The following is a 22,369-nucleotide window of genomic DNA, read 5'->3' on the forward strand; positions in this document are numbered from 1 at the left end:
CATCGACGACTACAGTATGGATTAGCATTTCGCGCCCTATCGCCGGACTGAAGGCAGCGATACCCGATCGCTGCCGAAATCGCGAATCTTTAAGGCGACGCAGTTCCCGCCGTCTAACGCGTCTCCGCTATCGCGTCCGCCATCTCGTCGACCGTCTTCTTAAAGTGTGCCGGATCATGCAGAGCGGCCTTCGCCGCTTCTGTCCATTCTGATCTTGTCGACATCCATCCGACCATCCTCCCGGCATCGATCCCGCGGTTTCGGACGAGATAGGGTGACAAGATCTTATCCGGCACCGAGTCGCGCAGTAAGTCGGCGCTCTCTGGATGGATCATTTCAAACACCCGCCAAGCTCGGTAAACGGCAACCAGTTCTCCATCCTCTGCAAGCTTGGACAACAGTTCGAGGATTGGCCCAGGCGGTGTGATTTGTGTCTCCGAGCCTTTGTCGGCGCCAGCTTCCGCTACACGCGTGGGCTGCTCAATTCCGGTTGCGGAGAGCGCCACGGCGAGCGCTTCCACTGCCTCGTCTCCGACGCCAGCGAAATACTGTGCGCGGTCGGTGAACCCTCTGGCCGCGTGCGCAGCGACCTCGTCTCTGTCCGCCGGCAGGACCCGCAGGATGCCATCTTGGTATTCAAATATGCCGGCCGCCACGAGAGAGGCGAAATCCTTCTCGAACCGAGGATGCTCCGCATCGACCCCGAAAAGATCTGCCGTGTCGCCGGAAACGACGAGCGCTAAGGTGTCCGGCTCGAGCTGTGGGATCAATATCTTGCTGCCTCTTCCTCCGAGCAAGAGAGAGACGACCATCGATTCCCGCAACCGCTGTCCGGGACTGGAGCCGGGCCGAAGCAGAGCGGACTTGGTTCGGTGAATGACAGACGACGAAAACACGTAGGGCGCGACGGCGCGGTAATAGTTGTGCGAGAGTCCTTCGCCGTCAATTGTCTCCAGTTTCCCATCATCCAACCAAAACAATACGGGTATCCAGCATGGCTGGGGCAGAAACGCGATCAGCCTGCGGCGAAACGCGCCAGGATCGACGGGTCGATCCGACCCTGCCAACGATCTGCTGAGGTCGTGCCAATCTCGAAAGCCGCCTGCGATCGCGGCGGCCTTCTGGCAGCGATTAAGCGGAAAAATGATCCCGCTATCGTCAAACAACGATTTGAGATTCTTGGCGAATTTCTTTGCGCCTTCGAGCGTCGAGAACATGCGAGCGTCCTTCATCTCGGCCGGGTCAAGACGCGCTGCTCGTCTCATCGGCCGAAAGAGGGGAAGCGGTCGCGAGAGCTGATGATTGAGTAGTCGTTGGACCAAAAGTCCTTTGCCAGGGCAGCGGCCTAGCCGACGGAGGCGGCATGAGTCGAATCTAGAGCCGTGCGCCGAAATTTTCAACAATTAGCGCGAATTGTCCCGTGATCTTTGCTCGTCCGGGATTCGCTTCCAAGGAAGACCTTCGCTCTGCGACTCTGCCGGATTCTAGACCTCACTCCGGACTGTCCGTCCCCATTCGAGCAATCGCGGCAATGTGCGACGGGCCAAGGAAGGCATCGGTTGCCAGTAGGATTGTCTCGCGATGCGTCTTGCTCACAAGGCCCGCAATGCATTTTGAACGATCGAAATAACCGTGCTGCCCGGCATTCGGCCAGTGGTTGGCAATCGTTCGGCTAAAGCTAGCACTGCGCGCCACACGTCGGTGTTATCCATTGCGATGCATGCTTGTTCAGCTTGCTCTGCGAAGAGCCTTGTTGCCTCTGATCCGTTCAAGCCGATCCTTTGACAAGTCTCGATGACGGTCTGACGGTCATCGCTGCACCCGTAATCATGCCAAACCAAATGAAAGGAAGCGTCTATAAATTTCGCTTGTGCCGCCGCCCCAGCAGTAAGCTCAAAAACTCGCACGCTCGCCCATTCCAATGGATCGATGCCCATATACGAAAATAGCTTGCGCCATTGCTCCACCGTCCACCGGGTGCCTTCCCTTATGCCTGCGCGCTCCCCGAACTCCTTAAGGCCCGGCATATTAAGGGGCAGCTCGAACACGGAGCAGTGTGGAGTGCCCTCCTCCATTTCGATCCACCGGATCGCGTTTTCATTGGTGACGCCTACGCGACCTATCGATAAAACGCGGGCAACTGCATGGCCGGCCTCATGGACGGCTATATCTCTCTTCGTACCCCCACCAAAATCCATTGCTCGCCTCCAATGACCGGATCATTGTAAACTAAACGTACAATAAGTATCGCTCCAGGAATCCCCGCGTTCGGATCACGAAAAGCCACGCGATTTGCCCGGTCACAGTTGCCACACAATGGTCGGTCTTAGCCTAGTGGCAATGTCGAATTTCCCAGCATGAAAGCGAACAATCCAGATTGGACCGCGCCGCGCACTAACCAGGATTGGCGCGATGACGAATTGATGCTGGCAGTTGCCTGGCTGAAGTCGTTCGTTCCTCGCAAAGAGATGGAGCAGAGGCTGGACGTCGCGAAGACCAATCTTCTTGCTGCCCAAGACCGCATGCGCGCCGGCATAATGGGACCGTTGTATGACCCGGTAGATACGGCCGCTTGGTACATACTGCAGGCAGAGACCTTTGCCACCGACCGGGCCCTGTGGACGCCTGAGGGCACAATGCGAGTTGTGCCCTTCCTTACGCGCATCGGCAAAGAGCTGAAACTTCTGCTCAGCGTGAAGGGGGTCGAAGAGCGAGCGGCTCGCATGATGTTACAGGAGAGACGCCAACCTGACAGCAGCATTTTCGAGATGCTCGTCGCCCTTGCCTACCGACGCAGAGGTTGGAGACGGGTCGAGTTCGTGCCGGAAACTCCCGGGCGCGGACGAACCCCGGACCTGCACGTTTTCAGGACAGGAAGCCGCTGGGCGGCAGAGTGCAAGCGCCTGATGCCTTCAACCTACGCCGCGAACGAGAAGTTGCGGGGCACGCGGCTTGCACAACCCATCCATCAACTATGCCTGGAGCTAGGCGAATCCGTCATTGTCGAGGTGAAGTACCAAGTCGAGCTGCGCGAAGTCGCGGACGACTATCTCGTGCGACACGTGAGACAGACCATCGAGCGGCGATCGCTGGCACCTTGGAAGGACGAGGTGGCGACCGGAAGAGTGCGACCCATAAACTGGACGTTGCTTCGGCGAATTCTCGCAAAAGACTACGTCTATTTTGATGGAAGTCGGATGATCGAACTTCTGGCCGGACACTATGATCATTCGGCCGATCACAGCATGGCAGCCAAATGGCGTCCGGCGCCTTTGAGGCCCACATATGCCGACGCTGTTTACCAAGCGAGCGTGGTCAGCTGGGTCAGTGAATCCGAAGTTGCCGTACGTCAAAAGGCGCGTCACTTTCGTAGCACCATCGCCAACGCAGAGCGTCAGCTTCCGAGCGACCGTCCGGGGGTAATTCACGTTGGCGTCGAGAGCTCGGCGGGACCGGAAGTTGATTTCGCTCGTCACTTCTTCAACACGATGCAAGCCAGAACTTTTGCGCCGGCGACCTCACGCCTCAGATGGGTTTACGCAAACTATTTTGTTCCGGAAGCAACCACGCGAGAGAACGAGACGTGGGCGATCACTGAGACGATGGTGCCATACAAGATCGGACATCATCGAACGCATTGGCCACTGCCCGACCACATGTTGGTCACGCCCGAGAACGAAAGCGAAAGCGGGGTACATTGGCATCCGATCGCAGCAGCGAATTCGAACCAAGAATAGTCTCAGAGCCAACTCTCGCACTTTCTGACCGCGATTCGCTCTGCGCGTCACGTTGGCTAGAACAGAGAGCTAATCGGATCACTGATTTAGTGTGGCGGAGTTCGCCGATGTTCGCTGGCGCTTATTCGACGGATATTCGACGACTTTTCGGGCCAAGCTGTAAGTCTTTGAAATTTCTGGCGCTCCCTAGGGGAATCGAACCCCTGTTTCAGCCTTGAGAGGGTAAAGTCGATCCGCTTGATGATCATCATCGTTGAGAGTCCTGCGATGGAGCTTACGGACGTCAGGCCCGGCTCGTTTGCATAAGCAGGCGTTACCGCACCAGTTTCGCACCAGAAACGACCCAGCCAAAGCACAACGAACGCGATCAGATTCAAACAAATAGCCAGCAAAATCAACGAAGCCAATCGCTATCCCGCCGCTCATAACGGTCTGGTTGCAGGTTCGAGTCCTGCCGGGCCCACCACGCTTCGCCGTTCGGGCTACGCGCGGCCCAGCCAAGCGGAGAACGAGGGGCGAAGCGCGGTGTCCGGCGTAGCTGGAGCGCAGCGGAAGCGAAGACGAACTGTTGCAGCAAGCTTCGGAGCGGCAAGCCAACGCCACACTTCAAAGTAAGCATGCGAAGGCTGCCGCGCCGGAGTTGGCGGTCGAAGCGTTCGCTGCCGTCAAACCGTGGCGGAGAGAGTGGTATTCGAACCGACGATTTTCGATCGATCCACTTCGAACACTGAGACTGCTCGTATAACATTCTCCCGAGCAGCCGATGGCGCTCCCCGCTCGTTCAAGGTGAAACCAGCCGCTTGCGGACAGCATACCGAACCAGCTCGGCGGTGGAGGACATCCTGAGCTTGCGCATGGCCGAGGCGCGGTGGGTCTCGACCGTCTTGACGCTCAGATTCAGGATCGCGCTTATCGACCTGTTGGTGTGCCCCTCTGCGATCAGCTGGACCACGCTCTCCTCGCGCGAGGTCAGCAGCATGTCGGCCCGGTTCTGCTTGTTCGCCTGGTAGTCGCGGAGCAGCTTCTCCAGCAGAACACTCGTGAAGTAGGGTCTGCCGTCGAGCAGCGCTTCGACCGCGGAAATGAGATGGTTGCGAGCGTCGGACTTGAACAGGAAGCCGCGGATTCCGGCCAGAATGGCCTCTGTCAGCAGCTCCTCGCTTTCATGCATCGTGAGGATAAGCACCTCGGTTTGAATGTGAAGCGCTCTGAGGCGGCGGCTGACCTCCAGGCCGTTGATGATCGGCATGGAATAATCGACGATCACGATGTCTGGCCTGGTTTCCAGCGCAAGCGTGACCGCCTGCTCACCATTGGTCGCCTCGCCGCTCACGATCCAGTTGGACCGCGTTTCAACAATCGCACGAAGTCCGGAGCGCACGATTTCATGGTCGTCCGCAATCAAGATGCGTTTCACGGGTCGTTCCCGTTTGCCTACCCTCGGCCAAGCCAGGTGGACTAGAGCGGTCATCGGCCGTCAGGTCGAACGATCATACGGCGTCCCACAAGAACGGTTATCCAGCAAAACCCTGAGAGATGCAGGCGAAGGTACTGACAGCCACGGATCGCCACGGCTTGCGATCAGGCCTCGACGAGTCCGCTCCGCACCGCGTAACGCACGAGGCCCGCCGTCGAGTTTACCTCCAGCTTGCGCATCGCCGCTGCACGATGTGCCTCCGTCGTCTTAACGCTCAGGTCGAGGATCGCGCTAATCCCTTTGTTGCTGTAGCCCTCGGCTACCAGCTTGACGACGAGCTGCTCGCGCGAGGTCAGCCCATGGTGGTGTCGTTCGCCGTGGGGGCCCGGCCCGCCATCGTATTCGATAATGCTATTCGTACAGAAGAACGGCCTATGCATCAGCAGCGACTCGACAGCCGCCAGCAGCAGCTTGTTCGCATCAGACTTCACCAAGAAAGCGCGGGCGCCGGCCTCGAACGCCTGCTGCGCTATCAGACCCGAATTGTGCACGGTGAAGATCAGGATCTCGGTTTGCAACCGATAGTCCCTCATACGCCGCGCCACCTCCACGCCGGTCATCCTCGGCATCGAGAAGTCCAGGATGGCGACGTGGGGCTGGCTCTGGATCGCCGCGGCGACCGCCTTGCCCCCGTCAGTGGCCTCGGCCACCACTTCCCAGTCCGCCCGCTGTTCGAGGACCGCCCGCAAACCCGATCGCACCGCTTCGTGATCGTCGGCTATGAGGATACGTTTCATGCAGCACACTCCCTATTCTTGACGGCGGTTCGGGTCACACTATCGACCCGCCGCCGCTGGCTAGTGTTCTTTCGCTGATTGTGTGCCGGTATCGGCCCTCGTATTGGTCGTGGTCCTGCGTCGATTGCGCCGATTCACTGCAAGGACGTGCGGGAAGACCGCGGACAGAACGGTACCGGAATGCGGCGCCATCCCGCTGGACTGGATGGCCAACGTACCTCCGATCCCGTGCAGTCTTGCTCGCATCGCGGGAATTCCGACGCCGCTCGATAGCGTCCCGGCACCCGGCCTGCCAGGGTGGGGAAGACCGCGTCCATTGTCGCTGATCATCAATTGGAAACGACTGTCGACAACATCGATGACGATTGCCACCTCCGTCGCTTTTGCGTGACGGAAGACGTTCGTCAGAGCCTCCTGAACAACGCGCAGCAGCGAGCGTTGGGCCTCATAAGGTAACCCATCGACCTCCGGCACGATGTTCACCCTCACATGCAACGAGGTGCGCGCCGCGAACCCTTCCGCGTAGCCTTCGATCGTGGCCTTCAATCCGTCACCCGTCAGATCCCGCGGATGCAGCAGATAGGCAAAAGCCCGGAGCTCCCGGAGCGCTTCATCAATCGACGCGTCGATTTCGTCGCAGATCCGTTCGGCGGCTTGTGTGCCGTCAAGCTGGCCGCGGATCCGCATCAAGCCGAGACTCGCGGCAATCAGATGTTGACAGGTCGAATCGTGGAGATCGGAAGCGATCCGCTGCTGAATGCTCTCCTGAAGCGACAGCAGGCCAGCTTCGACATCCAGCCCGTTCCCCCATGTGGTGGGGTCCTCGAAGCGAACGTCGCGCGCCTCGCGATGGCAGCCGATCAACCGGACGACACCGCGGGTCGCGGGATCCAGGATCGGCGTGACCGTCGTTTCCCTCGTGCGGGATGAACCACCAAACGCCAGCCGCTGCCGGATCCTGATCTCAGCCTTCTCCGCGAGGCTCGCCCGAAGTGCTTCGCAGACAGATCTCGCGTCATCCGCGCTCAGGCAATCGGATACATCCATGTCGAGCACGTCTCGCGACGATACGCCGAGCCGGGACTCGAATGCCGGATTGATGCTCTCGTAGACGAAATGTTCGCAAAAGGAGGGGCGCGCGACGAAGAGGAGATCTGCAGAAGAGTTCCAGTAAAGCTCCTCGGTCGATGGTTGCAAACCTACGCGCAGCCAGCGCTTGGGACTGGTTTGCCTCGACTCTCTGGCGGGGGAGCCATGTGGCTTCACTGTACTACTCACTCTATTCCGGCGACTCCCGATATTGGCCACGACGACAATAGCGGGGTCTCTCCCCACCCTGCCGGCGAGAAATCCTCCACCGAATTCGGAATAGCGCACCTGCGGGGTCAATCAACTATACACCCAGCGAACCGCTCATTCAACATGAGGTAGTATTCGTGGGGGATTGAAATCTTGGCCTTCGTCAAGGGCCGCCGAATCTCAAATCCGATGCAATAGAGAGTAAAAATGGCGATGCGCGGCGAACGAGCCCGAATGGGATCGTCGCGCCGCCATTCCGTGGTCGCCGGGCGTCCTCCACCGTTCCCCCCCTAATGCGCTGACAGGTTCGCCAGGGCTATCGGCTACTGCTCGTGTCCGACTTCTTCTTTCTGGTCGCCTTCGCGGGCGGTGCCGCCGGGGCCGGCGCAATTGCGAGCGGGTGAGATGGTTGCTCCAGACGGCGCGTCGCGGCATCATCCCGAAGTGCATCGGTATCGAGTCGATGGCTACGATCGACCGCATCGCGAGGATCGGCCAGCACGACCGTCGTCATCATGCTTGAGATGATGAGGCAGGTCAGCATTAGAAGGCGTCTTGCCGGCATCTCTCGAGCACCTCTAAAAGGCAAAGTCCAGGCGAGGCCCAATCCGAACGTCCCTGTATCGCCGCAGCGGGACGTTCGAGGTTCGTGCCTCGTAGAGCACGGTCGTCGTGAGCGACACGTTGTTGGCAACGTTGTACTTCAGGCCGAGGTCAACCGAATAGAGCTGATCCTGGCGACCGGTATTGAGTCCATCGGTGAACCAATAGGCTTCGAACAGGGGCGTACTGACGATCGACCATCTGGGATCAAGCTTGACCTCGATTCCGAGCACGGCGTCAAAGCGCCAGCGGCGCGCCTCGGCCAGATCGGAGAAACGGTAGGTCAAAAGCACTAGTGGCGAGAACGTCGCGTTGCCAACGCGGAAATCGCGCGCGACTGAGCCCATCACGTCGTGGGACGTGAAGGCGAGATCGCGGTAGATGCCATCGAAATCATATCGATTTTCGTAAATGCCAGACAAGCGCCAGCCGTCCCAGTTCTCGGTCAGACGCGCGCCCATACGCGCGACGGCGAAATTGCCGTCCTTTTCCCGCGAAAAGGCTTCGTATTGAGCCCGCGCATAGAGCCGGTATGACAGATCGTTGGTGAGGTTCCCGTCAAGCCTGACGCTCACGTCTGGCGCGTAATAGACGTCGGACCTGCGGTTATCGCGGGTGAAGAGCGCGTTGTCGGTGAAAGTCGGCGAGATGGAGCCAACGACGCTCCAGGACGGGGCTTGGTAATAAGGAACCGCGTAGGAGGATGTAGCGGCTCCGCTCGATTTGAAGTCGGTGAGATCGAGGTCCGCCGCCCAAGCCGTACTACTGCCGAGCAGTGCGGCAACCGGCAGAAAAAATCCAGACGGTCGCATAGGTCCCCTCCGATGCTGCAGCCGGACACCGGGATTCGTGTCACACTGCGCGCCGATTGTGGCGTGTTAATGTTCAGATGATAAATCACAGGTTGATCTGGGTCGATTCCTCCGCCGGCTAGTAGTCGACCGGATCCCTGGTAATCGGGCAGGTCATGCAGTGACCACCGCCGCGGCCGCGGCCGAGCTCCGCGCCGACGATGGTGATCACTTCGATTCCCTCCTTGCGCAGCAGCGTATTGGTGTAGGTGTTGCGATCGTAGGCGAAGACGACGCCTGGAGAGGCGCAAACCAGGTTAGCGCCGCTGTCCCACTGGGTTCGTTCGCGCAGATAGGCATTGCCACCGGTCTCCACGACGCGGAGCTTCTTCAGGCCGAGCGCCCCAGCCACGACGTCGACGAAAGGCTTCTCGTCCTTGCGCAGCTCGATTCCGGCAGAGTTGTCCGCCGGCCGGTAGGAGTACGCCGTGATGTTATTGACGATATCGGGGTAAAGCAGCACGCAATCCCGATCGGCGAACGTGAAGACCGTGTCGAGATGCATCGCCGCACGCAGCTTGGGCATGGCCGCCACGATGACGCGCTCAGCGGCCTTTTTCCTGAAAAGAGCGGCGGCAAGCTGGCTGATCGCCTGTCTCGATGTCCGTTCGCTCAATCCGATCAGGACGTTTCCCTTCCCGATCGGCATCACATCGCCACCTTCCAGAGTGGCAAGGCCGTGATCCTGAGTCGGATCGCCCCACCAGACGTGGACCTTGCCGGCGAAATCCGGATGGAACTTGTAAATGGCGGCGGCGAGGATCGGCTCCTCGTGACGCGCCGGCCAGAACAGCGAATTCAACGTTACGCCGCCATAGATCCAGCAGGTGGTATCGCGCGTGTACAGCGTGTTCGGAAGTGGCGGCAGCAGATACTCGGTCATGCCGGCCGCCTCCCGGATCAACCGGAGCATTTCACCGCCATGTGCGTCGGGGAAATCGTGGGTCGACAATCCGCCGATCAGGGTTTCCGCCAGCGCGCGGGGGGCGAGGCTTTCCAGATAGCCGCGGAGCTCGTCAATCAGGCCGAGGCCGACCTGGTTTGGGACCACCTGATTGTCGAGGATCCATCGCCTCGCCTCCGGGATGGCGACGGTGTCCGCGAGCAGATTGTGCATCTCGACGACCTCGATGCCGCGGTCGCGCATCTTCTGCACGAAGTCGAAATGGTCGCGCTTGGCATTGTCGACCCACAGGACGTCATCGAACAGCAGCGTGTCGCAATTGGTCGGAGTGAGACGCTGGTGAGCGCGGCCCGGCGAGCAGACCATTACCTTGCGCAACTGACCGACTTCCGAATGAACGCCAAAAGGAAGCGCTCCGTTTGATGTCTGTTGTGTCATGAGCGCAACCTCCGCAATCGATCCGCCTAGATCGTGATGTAGCCGGTGGCGAGGCCGTGAATGCCGACGGCCGCGCCGATCGCAGCCACGATGAAGATGCCCCACTCCACCGGTGCAAAAATCCGCGCCTTCTGTTGGACCCGCGCCCAGACATACAGCGCCGTGCCGGGCACGTAGAGCAGCGCGGATAGCAGCAGGTATTTCATTCCGGCCGCGTAGATCAGGAAGAGTGTGTAGATGACGGCGATGCCGGTGAAGATCAGGTCTCGTCTGTGCTCGCCCGCGCTCTTCTCGTACGTCTCGCCGCGCTTCACCAGCAGCAATCCGTAGGCGGCGACCAGGAAGAACGGAATGAGGTTCATGACGCTCGTGAGATTGAGCATCAGCGAGAAGGCATCACGGGACCAGTAGGTGCTGATGACGAAGAGCTGCACCACGATATTGGTCAGCCAGAGCGCGGCAGCCGGCACCTTGTTGGCGTTCTCGGTACCGAACACGCGCGGCATGTCCCGGGTCCGACCGGCCGCGGAGAGCACTTCGGCGCAGATCAGCGACCAGGCGAGATAGGCGCCGAGCACCGAGACCAGGAGCCCGATGCTGACGAAGACGGCACCCCAATGTCCGACCACTGCCTCCAGCACCGTGGCCATTGACGGTTGCCGCATGTCTGCAATCTCCGCACGCGGCAGCACGGCATAAGGCAGCATGGTGACGAGCACCATCAGGCTCGTGACGACCAGGAAGCCCATGATCGTCGCCGCGCCGACGTCGGACCGCTCTTTGGCGTAGCGGGAATAGACGCTGGCCCCCTCGATCCCGAGAAAGACGAACACCGTGACCAGCATGGTCGCGCGGATCTGCTCGAAGAGTCCCGTGTCCGGCATGCCCTCGCCGCCCCAGAAATTGGCACGGAACAGGTCGGCCTTGAAGGCAAGGATCAGGATGACGATGAAGATCAGGATCGGCACGATCTTGGCGAGGGTGACGATCGTATTGATCGCGGCGGCCTGCTGCACCCCGCGCAGGATCATGAAGTGGAACAGCCAGATCCCGATCGAGGCTACGACGATCGCGATGACCGTATTGCCGTCGCCGAACACGGGAAAGAACGCGCCCAGGGTCGATTTGATGAGGACCCAGTAGGACACGTTGCCGATGCAACTTCCCATCCAGTAACCGAGCGCCGACAGGAATCCGGGATAGTCGCCAAAGCCCTCTTTCGCATAGGCATAAACACCGGCATCCAGACCAGGCTTTCGCTCGGCCAGAGACTGGAACACGCGCGCCATGGTGTACATGCCACCGCCTGCGATGCACCAGGCGAGGATGGCGCCGAAGGGACCGGTTGCGGTGCCGAAGGTTCTGGGCAGCGAGAAGATGCCGGAGCCGACCATGGAGCCGACGACCATTCCCGTCAGTGCGAACAATGAGAGCTTCTGGGCCGATGTCGTCGCAGTCATTGAATGGCCTCGAAGAGCGAGCGAAGACCGACGCCGTCATCGATGTCTCGAACGATGCGTTGCCGACCTCCTCATTGCGAGATCGAACCATGCGCCGTGGCCTCGGCCCGGCCCATCAGGTGATTACCTAGTCGCTGTCCGGGATTACCCTCGCGCCGGGCTGGAAGCATCGGAAGCTGGCGCCATTTCTTTCCCGCCGAACCAGGCGACATACAAGGTCGGCAGCAGCACCAGAGTTAGAACGGTTGCGACGAGCAGGCCGCCCATGATCGCAAAGGCCATCGGCCCCCAGAAGACGGTCGGCGCTATCGGGATCATGCCGAGTACGGTTGAGACGGCCGTCAGCATGATCGGACGAAAGCGGGAGCTGCTTGCATCCACTGCCGCCTGCCAGGGCCCCTTCCCTTGCAAGCGCTCCGCCTCGATTTGCCCGATCAGGATCACCGCGTTCTTGCTAATCATGCCAAGCAGCGCCAACACGCCGAGGATGGCGACGAAGCCCAGCGGCCGCCCGGACACGAGCAGCGCCGCGACGACGCCGATCAGGCCGAGCGGCGCGACGCTAACGACCATCAATAATCGCGGGAAGCTCTGCAGCTGCACCATCAGCACCGTAAACATGACGAACAACATCATCGGTACGACTGCCATCACGGACGACCTCGAATTTCGGCTCTCCTCCACCGTGCCGCCGACCACGACATCGTAGGAACGCGGCAGAGTGGCCTTCAGCTTGGCGATAGCGGGAGCCAGCCGATTGACCACCGTCTCCGGCGGCATCTCGTCGGGAACGGCGGCCCGCACCGTCAGGGTCGGCATGCGATCGCGCCGCCAGATCAGCGGAAACTCCTGACCGTATTCGAAGGTGGCAAACTGGCTCAGCGGAACGGTCTGCCCTCCCGGGATCGGCACCTGCAGCGTCCGCAAGCTCGGCAGCGAGACGCGCTGCTCGTCCGTTGCGCGGGCCAGCACATCGACGAGGTAGATATCGTCCCGCACCTGGGTCACGGGCAGGCCGGAGATCACGGTGTTCAGAACGATTGAGATCGCCTGCGAGCTCAGGCCGAGACGGCGCGCCTCATCCTGGTTGACGCGAACGCGGATCTGGCGATCCGGCTCCATCCAGTCGAAATTGAGGCTCTTGGCCCTCGGATCGGAGCCGACGATCCGCGCGACTTCGACCGCGATGTCACGCACGAGCTCCACGTCGGGACCGCTGACGCGATACTGCAGCGGCCATCCCACGGGGGGACCGAGCCCAAGCGGCGAAACCGAGGAGATCGCGTTCGGGAATTCTTCCACAAGGAACCGTTCCAGCTTGGCATGAAGGCGCTCGCGTGCCCCGACGTCTTTGGCCACAACGACCGCCTGGGTGAAGAAGTCATTCGGCAGCTCGACGCTGAGCGGCAGATAGAAGCGGATCGCACCGCGCCCGACATTGGTACTCCAATGACCAACGTCGGGATCACCGGTCAGTACTTGATCGAGGCGCTTGGCCGCCGCCTCGCTGGCGTAAATCGATGCATTCTGCGGCAGGCCGATGTCCACGAGAAGTTCCGGCCGGTCGGACAATGGAAAGAACTGCTGCGGAACCAGCGGAAGCGCGAGCACGGAAGCGAGAAAAAGCGCAACCGTCGCGCCGATCGTCAGCCATTTGGCGCGGATCGCCAGGACCAGAAAGCGCCGGTACAAGCGAAAGGCCATTCCCGGCGCATCGGCTGTGGTCTTGGGCGGCGCGAGGATAGCGACGCCGAGCAGCGGCGTGAAGATGACGGCGACGAACCACGACGCCAGGAGAGCGATCGTAACCACCACAAACAGCGAGAACGTGTATTCGCCGGCCGCGCTGGCTGCAAAGCCCACCGGAATGAACCCGGCGATCGTTACGAGTGTGCCCGTGAGCATGGCGACTGCATGCGTGCGAAAGGCGTAGGCCGCGGCCGCGATCTTGCCGTCGCCCAGCGCCAACCGATTAAGCGTGGCGTCCGTCGTCGTCATGGCGTCGTCGACCAGCAGCGCGAGCGCGATGATGAGAGCGCCGAGGGAAATTCGCTGCATATCGATGCGAAGAAACTCCATCGTCGGGAACACGATCGCAAGCGTGAGCGGAATAGCCAGTGCGATGATGAGGCCCGGCCGAACGCCGAGGGTGATGAAGCTCACGACGAGGATGATCGCGATCGCCTGCACCAGCGAGGTCATGAACTCGCGGATCGCTTTGTCCACCACGACGGCCTGGTCGGCCACGAGGCTCGGTTCGATTCCGATCGGCAGATCGGCCGTGATCTCTGCCATCGCCGCCTTGATGTTCCTGCCGAGAACGAGAATATCGCCGCCCTCGCGCATCGCGATCGCGAGCCCGATCGCTGGACGACCGCCGACCCGGAACAGCGGTTGCGGCGGATCGGCATAGCCTCGCCGTACCGTCGCGAGATCGCTCAGACGTAGCGTGCGACCGCCCGCGCTGAAGTTGATGTCGGCAATGTCCTGCTCCGACTGGAACGCCCCGGACACCCGAAACGAAATTCGCTCGGTCCCGGTCTGGATGGTGCCGGCCGGGCTCACGATATTCTGTGCCTGCAGGGCGGCGATCAGAGCCGTGCGATCGACCCCGAGACTTGCGAGTTGCCGTTTCGAGAACTCGACCAAGATCACTTCGTCCTGCGCACCCAGCAGTTCGATCTTCGCGACATCGGGCACGTCTAGAAGACGCGAGCGGACCGCCTCGACCCGGTCACGCAACTCGCGCTGGGTAAATCCATCACTGGTGAATCCATAGATGATCCCGAACGTGTCGCCGAAATCGTCATTGAACGCTGGCCCCACGATGCCCACCGGCAGCGTGTGACGGATGTCCCCGATGGATTTCCTCACCTGGTACCAGGTATCGGAGACGTCCCTTGCGTTGGCGCTCCCCTTCAAGTTCACGAAGATAGTGGTGAGACCGGCCCGAGTGAAGCTGCGCAGGAAGTCCAGATGTGGCGTCTCTTGCAACCGCCGCTCGAGCCGTTCGGTCACCTGCTTCATCGTCTCTTCGGCCGTCGCTCCAGGCCAGGCCGCTTGAACAACCATAGTCCTGATGGTGAATGCAGGATCTTCGTTCCGGCCCAGCCGCAGATAGGACAGCACGCCGGCGATGACGGCGGCAATCATCAGATAAATGACGAGCGAGCGGCGCCCGAGCGCCCATTCCGAGAGGTTGAGCCCGGTCATGGCTCCGACCCAAGGACGCGCACCCGCTGACCCGGATGAAGTGCCTGGACGCCCGCGGTCACCACGACCTCGCCTATGTCCAAACCTTGCGAGATGATCACCTGCGCCTGATCGAACCTCAAGACGTCGACATTGCGGATGGCGACCGTCTTCGTCGCGGGATCCAGGATCCAGACCGCCGGCTGGCGATTCATCCTGGTCAGCGCCGTTGCCGGAATGTCGATCATTGGTCCGGCGCTCATCTCGACGCGCCCCGTGACAGTCGCCCCCAGCCGCATCGCGGCAGGGGGATCGCGAAGTCCTATCTTGATCTCAAAGGTTCGCGTGACCGGATTGGCCTGCGCGGCAACCTGCCGGATACGCCCTTCCGCGGTCACCGCTGGATCGTCGGTCAGACTGACGCTCACCTGCAGATTGGACGGTGCCGCGCGGACGAATCGAGCCGGCATGTCGAAGACCGCGTCTCGGCCATCCTGCCGCGCGATCCGCGCAATCGTCTGTCCGGCCTGGACGACCTCTCCGGCGGCGGGCCCCGTTTCGGTTATCTTGCCCGGTGCATCGGCCCGCAGCTCGGTGAAGCTGACCTGGTCGTGGGCGGAATTCAACTGAGCTTCGGCCATTTCAACATTCGATTGCGCAGTCTGTTGCGCCTGCGTCGCGGCCTCGAAGTTGGCGCGCGTGGTCCATCCCTGCGCCAACAGAGTCTGCTGGCGTTCGAAATGATTGCGTGCCTGAGTGAGCTGGCCCTGAGCTGCGGCAAGGGCGGCCTGCGCCTGCCGCAACGCGCTGAGTTGGTCCTGCGATTCAAGCTTCGCCAACAGCTGGCCGGCCTCGACGCGCTCACCGAGCCGGATGTCGCTCGAGTGCAGCCGACCGGAAATTCGAAATGCCAGATTCACTTCGTCTTCGGCTTCGATGCGGCCGGAAAATGTGAGGGGCGTGAGTTGATCCCGCTTCTCGACTGTCATGGTGCGGACGGGACGCGCCGGCGTCGGCAGGGAGACCGTCGCCGCCTCCCTCTCACAGGCGACCAGCAGCAGCGCAGAAACCCCTGCAACAAGCGTCGTGCTCAGTGACCGCAGCTGCATGAATCGACCCATCCGTGCCGCTGAGGATTTTGCGGAGAATTCATCCCGCTTGTATCGGTAAATCTACTGAGCATCCGCGGGTGCAATCGTGAACGAACATCCGGCGGAGCCGAAAGATTCCGGCAGCGAAGTCAGGCGATCACCCGATAGCCCAAGCGCGCAGACGGTGCATAAGCCTGCAGCTGCCGCCGTTGCGGCGCATGCGATCCCTTCGTCAAAGCCGCGGCGGGTTTGACGAGCCTGCGACCCGCGGCTCGACGTGATTGCTCAACGACAAGGAGAAACCAAGATGACAAAGCTGGCTTTGCTCTCCGCTGCCGTCTTCATTGCGCTCGGTGCCATGGGCTCGTGGACGCCAGGACAAGCGCAGGATCTGGCATGGTGCAGAAAGTTCAGGGGAACGCTGACCTGTATGTATGACACTCGTGCCCAATGCCGCGCGTCGGTGAGCGGGCGGTCCGGCACCTGCGTCCCCAATCCGCGCGGCTAGATGCCGCAATTGATCGCCGAGGTAGCATCGATCGGGCGGCGCCAGCAATTTCACTTTGCGCCGCCCCTTCGGGACGCAGTCTACAGCGTCCAATCTCATTCGGAACATTCCCCACCGGGACCGAGGGTTTCTCCGATCCCCTGAGGCAGCTCTCGCGCGGTAGCTTCCTCGGGTCCGCTTGCATGCTCCAACGGGAGGTCTTCATGTCAGATCTGGTCGCCATCGTATATCCGTCCGAGGCGAAGGCCGAGGAAGTGCGTCAGCGATTGCTCAGGCTGCAGAAGGAGTATCTGATCACGATCAGTGACGCCGTGATCGCCGTAAAGACGGACCAGGGCAGCATCAAGCTCAACCAACTCGTCAACACGACCGCCATGGGCGCGGTGACGGGAAGCTTCTGGGGCCTTTTAATCGGTGTCCTCTTTCTCAATCCGATCCTCGGAGTTGCCGTAGGCGCAGCGTCGGGTGCGCTCGGCGGCGCTCTTTCGGACGTCGGCATCGACGATGCCTTTATGAAGGGTCTCTCCGCCAGCCTTCAGCCCGGCAACGCCGCCCTGTTCGTCCTGATCAAGCACATGACCGCCGACAAGGTGATTAGGGAGATCAAGGACGCGGGCGGCGTCGTACTCAAGACCTCCCTCGACGAGACGAAGGAAAAGGCGTTGCGCGATGCCCTCGCCAGCACGGTGGAGCGGCCGGCGGCCTGAGCCGCCGCCCTTCCCTTCTCAACGGCGGCCGCCCGCAAGACGCAGCAGCATCAGGAACAGGTTGAGGAAATTGAGATAGAGCGACAGCGCGGCAAGGACCGACTTTCGCCCCGAAGCGGTTTGGTCATCCGCGCTGTCGTACATCGCCTTGATCCGCTGCGTGTCATAGGCCGTCAAGCCGGCAAACACGCCGACTCCTACGATCGAGATCAGCCAGTCGAGCGCAGTCGACCACAGGAACAGGTTGACGACGCTCGCGAAGATGATCCCAATCAGCCCCATGAACAGGAAGGTACCCAATCCCGAAAGGTCGCGCCGGGTCGTGTAGCCGAAGATGCTGAGCCCGCCGAACATTGCAGCAGCGATCACGAAGACGCGGGTTATCGACGAACTGGTGTAGATGTGTAGTAGGATCGAGAGCGAGATACCTACCAGGGCAGCATAGAGGAAGAACAGCAGGCGCGCGGTTGGCACCGACAATGTCTCGATGCGCGAGCTGAGGAAGAACACCAACCCAAGCGGCGCCAGGATGAAAACCCACATCAGCGGGCTCTGCAGCAGCGCGGGGCCGGTGACCTGATAGGTCAGGCCGGCGGCGACGGCGGTCAGGGCGACACCCGCGGCCATATAGCCATAGATCCGCAACATGTACTGGCGCAGTCCGGCATCCACGGTGATCCGGCCGCCGACGACGTCTGTCGCCGCCAAGTTCTGATCGAGATTCGACATCGCATCCTCCTGTGCAGCCCCCTAAAGCGCGACCACGCTAGGCTCTGCTTCGACGGAACAACATCGGACAATCACCCGAAGACATCAGGTGAAAACCACTCTTGCCTGAATGGGGACGGCATGGCGCTGATTGCCGATCCGTAAGACTGGAACCTGCTTCGGGGTCGTAAGACTTTTGACTGAGGCACCTTGCGCTTTTGTCACTGGAGACCGGAGGCGCGATGACCTAACCGGAGGCATGCGCTTCTTCTTCCATATCACCGATCGCTACGGCGTCTCGCCCGACACGATCGGATGCGATCTTAGCGAGCAGGATGCGGCCGTCCTACATGCCAGGCGCCTGGCCGCCGAACTCGCCAAGTCCGGCGAGTTCTTCCGTGGCAGCGTCGTGCTGGTCGCGCGGGATACGTTGCCGACGTCCTGGCACAAGGGCGGGGACGACACCGCCGCTTCCCGTGGCGATATCTGAATCGGCGGCCACCGATTTCCTGCCTCTCTTCCTACAGACAATCCCTGATGTGCGCACGCGGGAGGTGGCTCTAAGGTTCCGGGAGGGAGGCCGCGAATGCAGCCGCCTCGGATCGGAAGGCATCCATCATGGCTGCTTCGACAAGCGAGGCCGATCAGAAGCTTTCGCGCAATGCGCTGATCGCCCTGGTGATCGGGTCGATGGTCGGCTCCGGCATCTTCGCATTGCCGGCTCAGTTCGGGCGCACCACCGGCGCTTTGGGAGCGATCATTGCCTGGATGATTGCTGGCACCGGCATGTTGACTCTGGCCTTCGTGTTCCAATCGCTATCCCGGCGCAAGCCGGAGCTCGATGCGGGCATCTACGCCTATGCCAAAGCCGGTTTCGGTGACTACATCGGCTTTGCGTCCGCCGCCGGCTACTGGATCGGCTGTTGTCTAGCCGACGTCGCCTGCCTCATCCTGATCAAGGCCACGCTCGGCCAATTCTTCCCCGTGTTCGGCGACGGCACCACGCCGGTAGCCATCGCTTCGGCCTCCGTGCTGCTTTGGAGCGTCCATATTCTGGTGCTGCGCGGCATCAAGGGGGCTGCCGCGCTCAACACGGTCACAACTTTCGCGAAGATCATCCCCATCGTGCTGTTCATCGTGGTGGCTGCGGTCGCCCTGAACCGCGGGCTTTTCTCCGACAATTTCTGGGGAACGACCGAGCCCGACGCCGGGCAGGTGTTGAGCCAGGTCCGCAGCACGATGCTGCTCACGGTGTTCGTCTTCGTCGGCATCGAGGGCGCGAGCGTGTATTCGCGTTACGCACGAAGGCGCGACGACATCGGTATCGCGACGGTCACCGGCTTTCTGACCGTTCTCTGCCTTCTCGTGCTCGTGACACTCCTGTCCTACGGCATCCTGCCGCGGAGCGGGCTCGCGGACCTGCCGACACCATCGATGGCAGGCGTGATGGAGGCCATGGTCGGCCGCTGGGGCGGTGTGTTCATCAGTATCGCATTGCTGATCTCGATCCTCGGCAATTACCTGTCATGGTCCCTCCTTGCGGCCGAGATCCTGCACTCAGCGGCCATTCAGCGCACGATGCCGGCCTTTCTGGCGCGCGAGAACGTTCACAAGGTTCCTGTCGGTGCGCTTTGGCTCACGAATTGCGTGATCCAGACGTTTCTCCTTGTGAGCTGGTTTGCCGAATATGCCTTCACGCTCGCCCTGAAGATGACGAGCGCAATGACGCTGGTCCCCTATCTTCTCGTGGCGGCCTACGGCCTGAGGCTCGCATGGACCGGTGAGGCCTATGCTTCCGGCGAGCGCGCCCGTACCCGCGAAGGGATCTTCGCGGCCGTCGCGACGCTCTACGCGGCGGGCATGATCTACGCCGGCGGGACGAAATTTCTCCTGCTGTCCGCGATCCTCTATGCACCGGGAACGCTGCTGTTCCTGATCGCCAGGCGCGAACGCAAGGAACGGCTTTTCAAGCCGGCCGAGTCCCTCCTGTTCGGCGCCGTGGCCATCGCCGCAGGAATCGGAATCTACGGCCTGGCCGTCGGAGCCATCTCGATCTGACCGATTGTCGCTGACCGCATGGAGGCGAGGATGAAGATGTGGATCAACTATCGTACCCTGTTCCTCACCGCAGTCGTAGCCGCCACTCTGCCGTCAAGCATTTCCCCGGCTCAGCCGAAGGACGATACCCTGGCCGCGCCGAAGCAAACCGGCACGGCCGCCCCGGGCGATGCGAGGCCCAACATCAACACCAACACGAATCCATTCAAGCATCGCTATTGGCGTCATCGCGGCGGCAAGCATCCGCATTTTGGCAGCCGCCGCGTCCGCTCGTGAGGCGTGACCACATGACGGCGGACCGATCGATGAGCGACGCCAGGGTCGGATCCGAGCGGGTCCGCGGCCTCGTTCGGAATGAGAGCCCGATCGACGATTCGGTCCAATCCGGACGACCGAGCCTGCTTGCGATCAGCCTCACTGTGCTCGTCGTGGCCGTGGCCCTCTTCCTGGTCTGGCAAACGGTGTCGAGTCTCTTGATCGTGTTCGCAGGCGTGCTTTTCGCAGCCTTTCTCGATGCCGCAGCCCGGGCTTTGGCGCCCGTTCTTCCTCTCAGCCGCGTCTGGCGTCTGACGCTCGTTCTCCTGCTGCTGTCGGCGCTGGCAGGCTTCGGGCTGGCCTGGGGGACCGGTAAGCTGCCGGAGCAGACGCGTGTGCTGCTGAAAGTCATGGATGCCCAGGTCGACATCCTGCAAGAGCATTTGTTGTCTTATGGCGTGGATCTGCTCGGCCCGGAATGGGGGCGTGACTTCGCGCAGTGGCTGTTCGCCGACCAGGGTCGGTTCCTCAGCCATGCGCAATTCCTGCTCGGCGGCGCCTCGAGCCTTTTGACCGCCGTGCTCGTGATCTTGTTCCTCGGCATTCTCTTCGCCTTCGATCCCATCAGCTACCGCGACAGCGTGGTCGTGCTGGTCAGGCAATCTTACCGGGCCCGCGCGCGCGAGGTGATGGACGAGATGGGCACCGTGATGCGGCTGTGGTTCGTCGGCCAGTTGATCCGCATCATCCTGATGACGCTCTTCGTCTGGCTTGCCCTTTATCTCATCGGCCTGCCTGGCCCATTCGTTCTCGGATTGCAGGCAGGATTGTCGAACTTCATCCCCTATCTTGGGCCAATCGTCGCCGCGATCCCGATCGCGCTCGTTGCGATGCCGCTCGGAGCCTCGCCGCTGATCTGGGCGGTCGCGGTCTACACCATCATCCAGTCGATCGAAGGTTACGTCATCGGCCCGCTGATTCAGCGGCATGCGGTCGAGACCCCGCCAGCCTGGACCCTGGTCGCCATCGTCCTGCTGGGCGCCTTGTTCGGCGTCATGGGCATTGCGCTCGCGATGCCGCTCGTCGCGGTCGGACGGGTGGCGATCATCAGGTTGTATGTCGAGGATTATCTCGGAGACAGGATCGAACCGGCAACGACCGATCCCCCAATCCTGGGTGAGCAGCCATGAGCGAAACGGATGCACAGCAGCGTGAAGACCACGTGCCTCAACAGGCTCGCTCGGGAATGGGGCGTCTTGTCTGGCAGCAGCTTCCGTACGCCGTCGCGCTGCTGCTCGCCATCGCAGGAGTTGCCTATACCAACGTCTCGCACCAGCCGCTGATCGGCTATTGGGAATTCCTGGCGCTGGCGATCGGGGTGGTCTGCGTCATCACCAAATGGCCGGAGATCGAAGGCAGGGAGGGCCAGATTCGTCTGATCTGGACCCAGGCGCTGCACTGGATCGCCGTCCTGATCACGATGAACATCATCCTGGTCTCCGGCGTTCAGCAACTGCTCCCGACGCCGGCAACCGGTCTCGTCCTGCTGACGCTGCTCGCGCTCGGCACATTCCTCGCAGGCATCAGCCTGTTGTCATTGCAGATCGCTTTTCTCGGCCTTGCAATGGGCGCAGCCGTCCCGGCGATCTCGTGGCTGAAGCAATCCATCTTCTTCTTCCTGCTCGGCGCCGTGCTGCTGATCGGGCTGGCCATTTCGTTCTGGCTGCACCGGGACGGCGGCCCGCCGCGGGCGCCGACCGAAACAAAGCACCAGGCGGAGGCTTGAATGCGACAATTGCCATATCTCGCGGCCGTCGGCGCAGTGGCGGTGCTGTTGACGATTCCCTCGCCCGCAGGAGCCGAGAGATTCAGAATAGGCAGGCTGCTATGCTTCTCGGAGCCACGCGTTGGACTGGTGCTCGGATCGACGCAGTCGCTGCGCTGCGTGTTCGATGGGGTGCGCCCTGCCCGCCGCTACATCTACGAGGGACGGATCAGACGCCTCGGCCTTGATCTCGGCGTGACCAGCGCCGGCACGCTGTCCTGGGCCGTGTTCGCCAGGACTTCGCGGATTGGTGCCGGCACTTTGCGCGGCAGCTATGTGGGCGCGAGTGGCAATTTCGCTCTAGGCCCCGGCCTCGGCGCCAACGTCCTGATTGGCGGCTCGCGCAGGAGCATCATGCTCCAGCCGATCTCGATCGAACGCTCGATCGGGCTCAATCTCGCGGCCGGCGTGACCCATCTGACACTGGGCCCGCGCGGACCGCGATGAGCCGTGTCCGCTCAGGAAAGGTCGCAACAAGTTGGAATGAGAATATTCCCGCCCCTCAACTCCGGGTTTCGT

At 61.5% G+C, this 22,369-nt stretch carries 20 protein-coding genes; 8 read left to right on the forward strand and 12 right to left on the reverse strand.

Annotation, left to right across the window (positions count from 1 at the left end; translation table 11 throughout):
- Positions 1–113 precede the first annotated feature (113 nt).
- Both I6F24_RS21005 and I6F24_RS21010 read right to left on the reverse strand, forming a co-directional pair.
- Positions 114–1,217, reverse strand: coding sequence for a hypothetical protein (locus I6F24_RS21005; RefSeq protein WP_225128672.1), 1,104 nt, complete (start codon positions 1,215–1,217; stop codon positions 114–116).
- 375 nt (positions 1,218–1,592) lie between these two features.
- Positions 1,593–2,198 (reverse strand): hypothetical protein, encoded by a 606-nt coding sequence (locus I6F24_RS21010; RefSeq protein WP_225128673.1) that lies wholly within the window; start codon positions 2,196–2,198, stop codon positions 1,593–1,595.
- A gap of 159 nt (positions 2,199–2,357) precedes the next feature.
- Here I6F24_RS21010 and I6F24_RS21015 point away from each other — a divergent pair, with 159 nt between their 5' ends.
- Positions 2,358–3,737, forward strand: a complete 1,380-nt coding sequence (locus I6F24_RS21015; protein ID WP_225128674.1) for a hypothetical protein — start codon at positions 2,358–2,360, stop codon at positions 3,735–3,737.
- 781 nt (positions 3,738–4,518) lie between these two features.
- Here I6F24_RS21015 and I6F24_RS21020 read toward each other — a convergent pair.
- From I6F24_RS21020 to I6F24_RS21060, 9 genes are all read right to left on the reverse strand, one after another.
- Complete coding sequence (locus I6F24_RS21020; protein WP_036011470.1) at positions 4,519–5,154, reverse strand: response regulator transcription factor; 636 nt, start codon at positions 5,152–5,154, stop codon at positions 4,519–4,521.
- A gap of 164 nt (positions 5,155–5,318) precedes the next feature.
- Positions 5,319–5,951, reverse strand: a complete 633-nt coding sequence (locus tag I6F24_RS21025) for a response regulator transcription factor (protein ID WP_036011473.1) — start codon at positions 5,949–5,951, stop codon at positions 5,319–5,321.
- A gap of 60 nt (positions 5,952–6,011) precedes the next feature.
- Positions 6,012–7,217: an ATP-binding protein gene (locus I6F24_RS21030; RefSeq protein ID WP_036011612.1), complete on the reverse strand. Its 1,206-nt coding sequence runs from the start codon at positions 7,215–7,217 to the stop codon at positions 6,012–6,014.
- A gap of 349 nt (positions 7,218–7,566) precedes the next feature.
- On the reverse strand, positions 7,567–7,794 hold the full coding sequence (locus I6F24_RS21035; protein ID WP_141697668.1) for a hypothetical protein: 228 nt from the start codon (positions 7,792–7,794) through the stop codon (positions 7,567–7,569).
- A 34-nt stretch (positions 7,795–7,828) separates the two neighbouring features.
- On the reverse strand, positions 7,829–8,665 hold the full coding sequence (locus tag I6F24_RS21040; RefSeq protein ID WP_036011475.1) for an outer membrane beta-barrel protein: 837 nt from the start codon (positions 8,663–8,665) through the stop codon (positions 7,829–7,831).
- 118 nt (positions 8,666–8,783) lie between these two features.
- A complete protein-coding gene (gene arcA, locus I6F24_RS21045) occupies positions 8,784–10,046 on the reverse strand; it encodes an arginine deiminase (RefSeq protein ID WP_036011477.1) in 1,263 nt (420 codons plus the stop codon).
- Between the two features lie 26 nt (positions 10,047–10,072).
- Positions 10,073–11,506 carry a basic amino acid/polyamine antiporter gene (locus I6F24_RS21050; protein WP_225151564.1) on the reverse strand — a complete coding sequence of 478 codons (1,434 nt, stop codon included), beginning with the start codon at positions 11,504–11,506 and terminating at the stop codon, positions 10,073–10,075.
- A 144-nt stretch (positions 11,507–11,650) separates the two neighbouring features.
- The gene (locus I6F24_RS21055) at positions 11,651–14,719 is read right to left on the reverse strand and encodes an efflux RND transporter permease subunit (protein WP_225151566.1); all 3,069 of its coding nucleotides are present in this window, start codon (positions 14,717–14,719) and stop codon (positions 11,651–11,653) included.
- On the reverse strand, positions 14,716–15,807 hold the full coding sequence (locus tag I6F24_RS21060) for an efflux RND transporter periplasmic adaptor subunit (RefSeq protein WP_225151568.1): 1,092 nt from the start codon (positions 15,805–15,807) through the stop codon (positions 14,716–14,718). Before I6F24_RS21060 ends, I6F24_RS21055 begins: the two co-directional genes overlap by 4 nt.
- Positions 15,808–16,500: 693 nt before the next feature.
- Between I6F24_RS21060 and I6F24_RS21070 the strand changes: the two genes are divergently transcribed.
- On the forward strand, positions 16,501–17,004 hold the full coding sequence (locus I6F24_RS21070) for a DUF1269 domain-containing protein (protein WP_225151572.1): 504 nt from the start codon (positions 16,501–16,503) through the stop codon (positions 17,002–17,004).
- An 18-nt stretch (positions 17,005–17,022) separates the two neighbouring features.
- On the opposite strand, the gene I6F24_RS21075 is transcribed toward I6F24_RS21070, so the two are convergent.
- Positions 17,023–17,733 carry a Bax inhibitor-1/YccA family protein gene (locus tag I6F24_RS21075; protein ID WP_225128689.1) on the reverse strand — a complete coding sequence of 237 codons (711 nt, stop codon included), beginning with the start codon at positions 17,731–17,733 and terminating at the stop codon, positions 17,023–17,025.
- Positions 17,734–17,971: 238 nt separating this feature from the next.
- Between I6F24_RS21075 and I6F24_RS21080 the strand changes: the two genes are divergently transcribed.
- From I6F24_RS21080 to I6F24_RS21105, 6 genes are all read left to right on the forward strand, one after another.
- Entirely contained in the window at positions 17,972–18,202 is a 231-nt protein-coding gene (locus tag I6F24_RS21080) for a hypothetical protein (protein ID WP_036011495.1), read from the forward strand.
- A 128-nt stretch (positions 18,203–18,330) separates the two neighbouring features.
- Complete coding sequence (locus I6F24_RS21085) at positions 18,331–19,770, forward strand: basic amino acid/polyamine antiporter (RefSeq protein WP_225151574.1); 1,440 nt, start codon at positions 18,331–18,333, stop codon at positions 19,768–19,770.
- 30 nt (positions 19,771–19,800) lie between these two features.
- Positions 19,801–20,046 carry a hypothetical protein gene (locus tag I6F24_RS21090; protein WP_225144724.1) on the forward strand — a complete coding sequence of 82 codons (246 nt, stop codon included), beginning with the start codon at positions 19,801–19,803 and terminating at the stop codon, positions 20,044–20,046.
- Between the two features lie 29 nt (positions 20,047–20,075).
- Positions 20,076–21,215, forward strand: coding sequence for an AI-2E family transporter (locus tag I6F24_RS21095; RefSeq protein WP_225151577.1), 1,140 nt, complete (start codon positions 20,076–20,078; stop codon positions 21,213–21,215).
- The gene (locus tag I6F24_RS21100; RefSeq protein ID WP_225151578.1) at positions 21,212–21,811 is read left to right on the forward strand and encodes a hypothetical protein; all 600 of its coding nucleotides are present in this window, start codon (positions 21,212–21,214) and stop codon (positions 21,809–21,811) included. Before I6F24_RS21095 ends, I6F24_RS21100 begins: the two co-directional genes overlap by 4 nt.
- Positions 21,812–22,297 carry a DUF992 domain-containing protein gene (locus I6F24_RS21105; RefSeq protein ID WP_128262852.1) on the forward strand — a complete coding sequence of 162 codons (486 nt, stop codon included), beginning with the start codon at positions 21,812–21,814 and terminating at the stop codon, positions 22,295–22,297.
- The last annotated feature ends 72 nt before the right edge of the window (positions 22,298–22,369 follow it).

The sequence above is a fragment of the Bradyrhizobium sp. BRP23 genome (genome assembly GCF_020194135.1).
Classification (GTDB): Bacteria; Pseudomonadota; Alphaproteobacteria; order Rhizobiales; family Xanthobacteraceae; genus Bradyrhizobium; species Bradyrhizobium yuanmingense.

What these genes read in the sequence shown, in the direction of transcription:
- I6F24_RS21005 (WP_225128672.1), bottom strand. Translation starts at nt 1,217, where the DNA reads ATGTTCTCGACGCTCGAAGGCGCAAAGAAATTCGCCAAGAATCTCAAA.
- I6F24_RS21010 (WP_225128673.1), bottom strand. Translation starts at nt 2,198, where the DNA reads ATGGATTTTGGTGGGGGTACGAAGAGAGATATAGCCGTCCATGAGGCC.
- I6F24_RS21015 (WP_225128674.1), top strand. Translation starts at nt 2,358, where the DNA reads ATGAAAGCGAACAATCCAGATTGGACCGCGCCGCGCACTAACCAGGAT.
- I6F24_RS21025 (WP_036011473.1), bottom strand. Translation starts at nt 5,951, where the DNA reads ATGAAACGTATCCTCATAGCCGACGATCACGAAGCGGTGCGATCGGGT.
- I6F24_RS21035 (WP_141697668.1), bottom strand. Translation starts at nt 7,794, where the DNA reads ATGCTGACCTGCCTCATCATCTCAAGCATGATGACGACGGTCGTGCTG.
- I6F24_RS21040 (WP_036011475.1), bottom strand. Translation starts at nt 8,665, where the DNA reads ATGCGACCGTCTGGATTTTTTCTGCCGGTTGCCGCACTGCTCGGCAGT.
- arcA (WP_036011477.1), bottom strand. Translation starts at nt 10,046, where the DNA reads ATGACACAACAGACATCAAACGGAGCGCTTCCTTTTGGCGTTCATTCG.
- I6F24_RS21050 (WP_225151564.1), bottom strand. Translation starts at nt 11,506, where the DNA reads ATGACTGCGACGACATCGGCCCAGAAGCTCTCATTGTTCGCACTGACG.
- I6F24_RS21055 (WP_225151566.1), bottom strand. Translation starts at nt 14,719, where the DNA reads ATGACCGGGCTCAACCTCTCGGAATGGGCGCTCGGGCGCCGCTCGCTC.
- I6F24_RS21060 (WP_225151568.1), bottom strand. Translation starts at nt 15,807, where the DNA reads ATGCAGCTGCGGTCACTGAGCACGACGCTTGTTGCAGGGGTTTCTGCG.
- I6F24_RS21070 (WP_225151572.1), top strand. Translation starts at nt 16,501, where the DNA reads ATGTCAGATCTGGTCGCCATCGTATATCCGTCCGAGGCGAAGGCCGAG.
- I6F24_RS21075 (WP_225128689.1), bottom strand. Translation starts at nt 17,733, where the DNA reads ATGTCGAATCTCGATCAGAACTTGGCGGCGACAGACGTCGTCGGCGGC.
- I6F24_RS21080 (WP_036011495.1), top strand. Translation starts at nt 17,972, where the DNA reads ATGCGCTTCTTCTTCCATATCACCGATCGCTACGGCGTCTCGCCCGAC.
- I6F24_RS21085 (WP_225151574.1), top strand. Translation starts at nt 18,331, where the DNA reads ATGGCTGCTTCGACAAGCGAGGCCGATCAGAAGCTTTCGCGCAATGCG.
- I6F24_RS21090 (WP_225144724.1), top strand. Translation starts at nt 19,801, where the DNA reads ATGAAGATGTGGATCAACTATCGTACCCTGTTCCTCACCGCAGTCGTA.
- I6F24_RS21095 (WP_225151577.1), top strand. Translation starts at nt 20,076, where the DNA reads ATGAGCGACGCCAGGGTCGGATCCGAGCGGGTCCGCGGCCTCGTTCGG.
- I6F24_RS21100 (WP_225151578.1), top strand. Translation starts at nt 21,212, where the DNA reads ATGAGCGAAACGGATGCACAGCAGCGTGAAGACCACGTGCCTCAACAG.
- I6F24_RS21105 (WP_128262852.1), top strand. Translation starts at nt 21,812, where the DNA reads ATGCGACAATTGCCATATCTCGCGGCCGTCGGCGCAGTGGCGGTGCTG.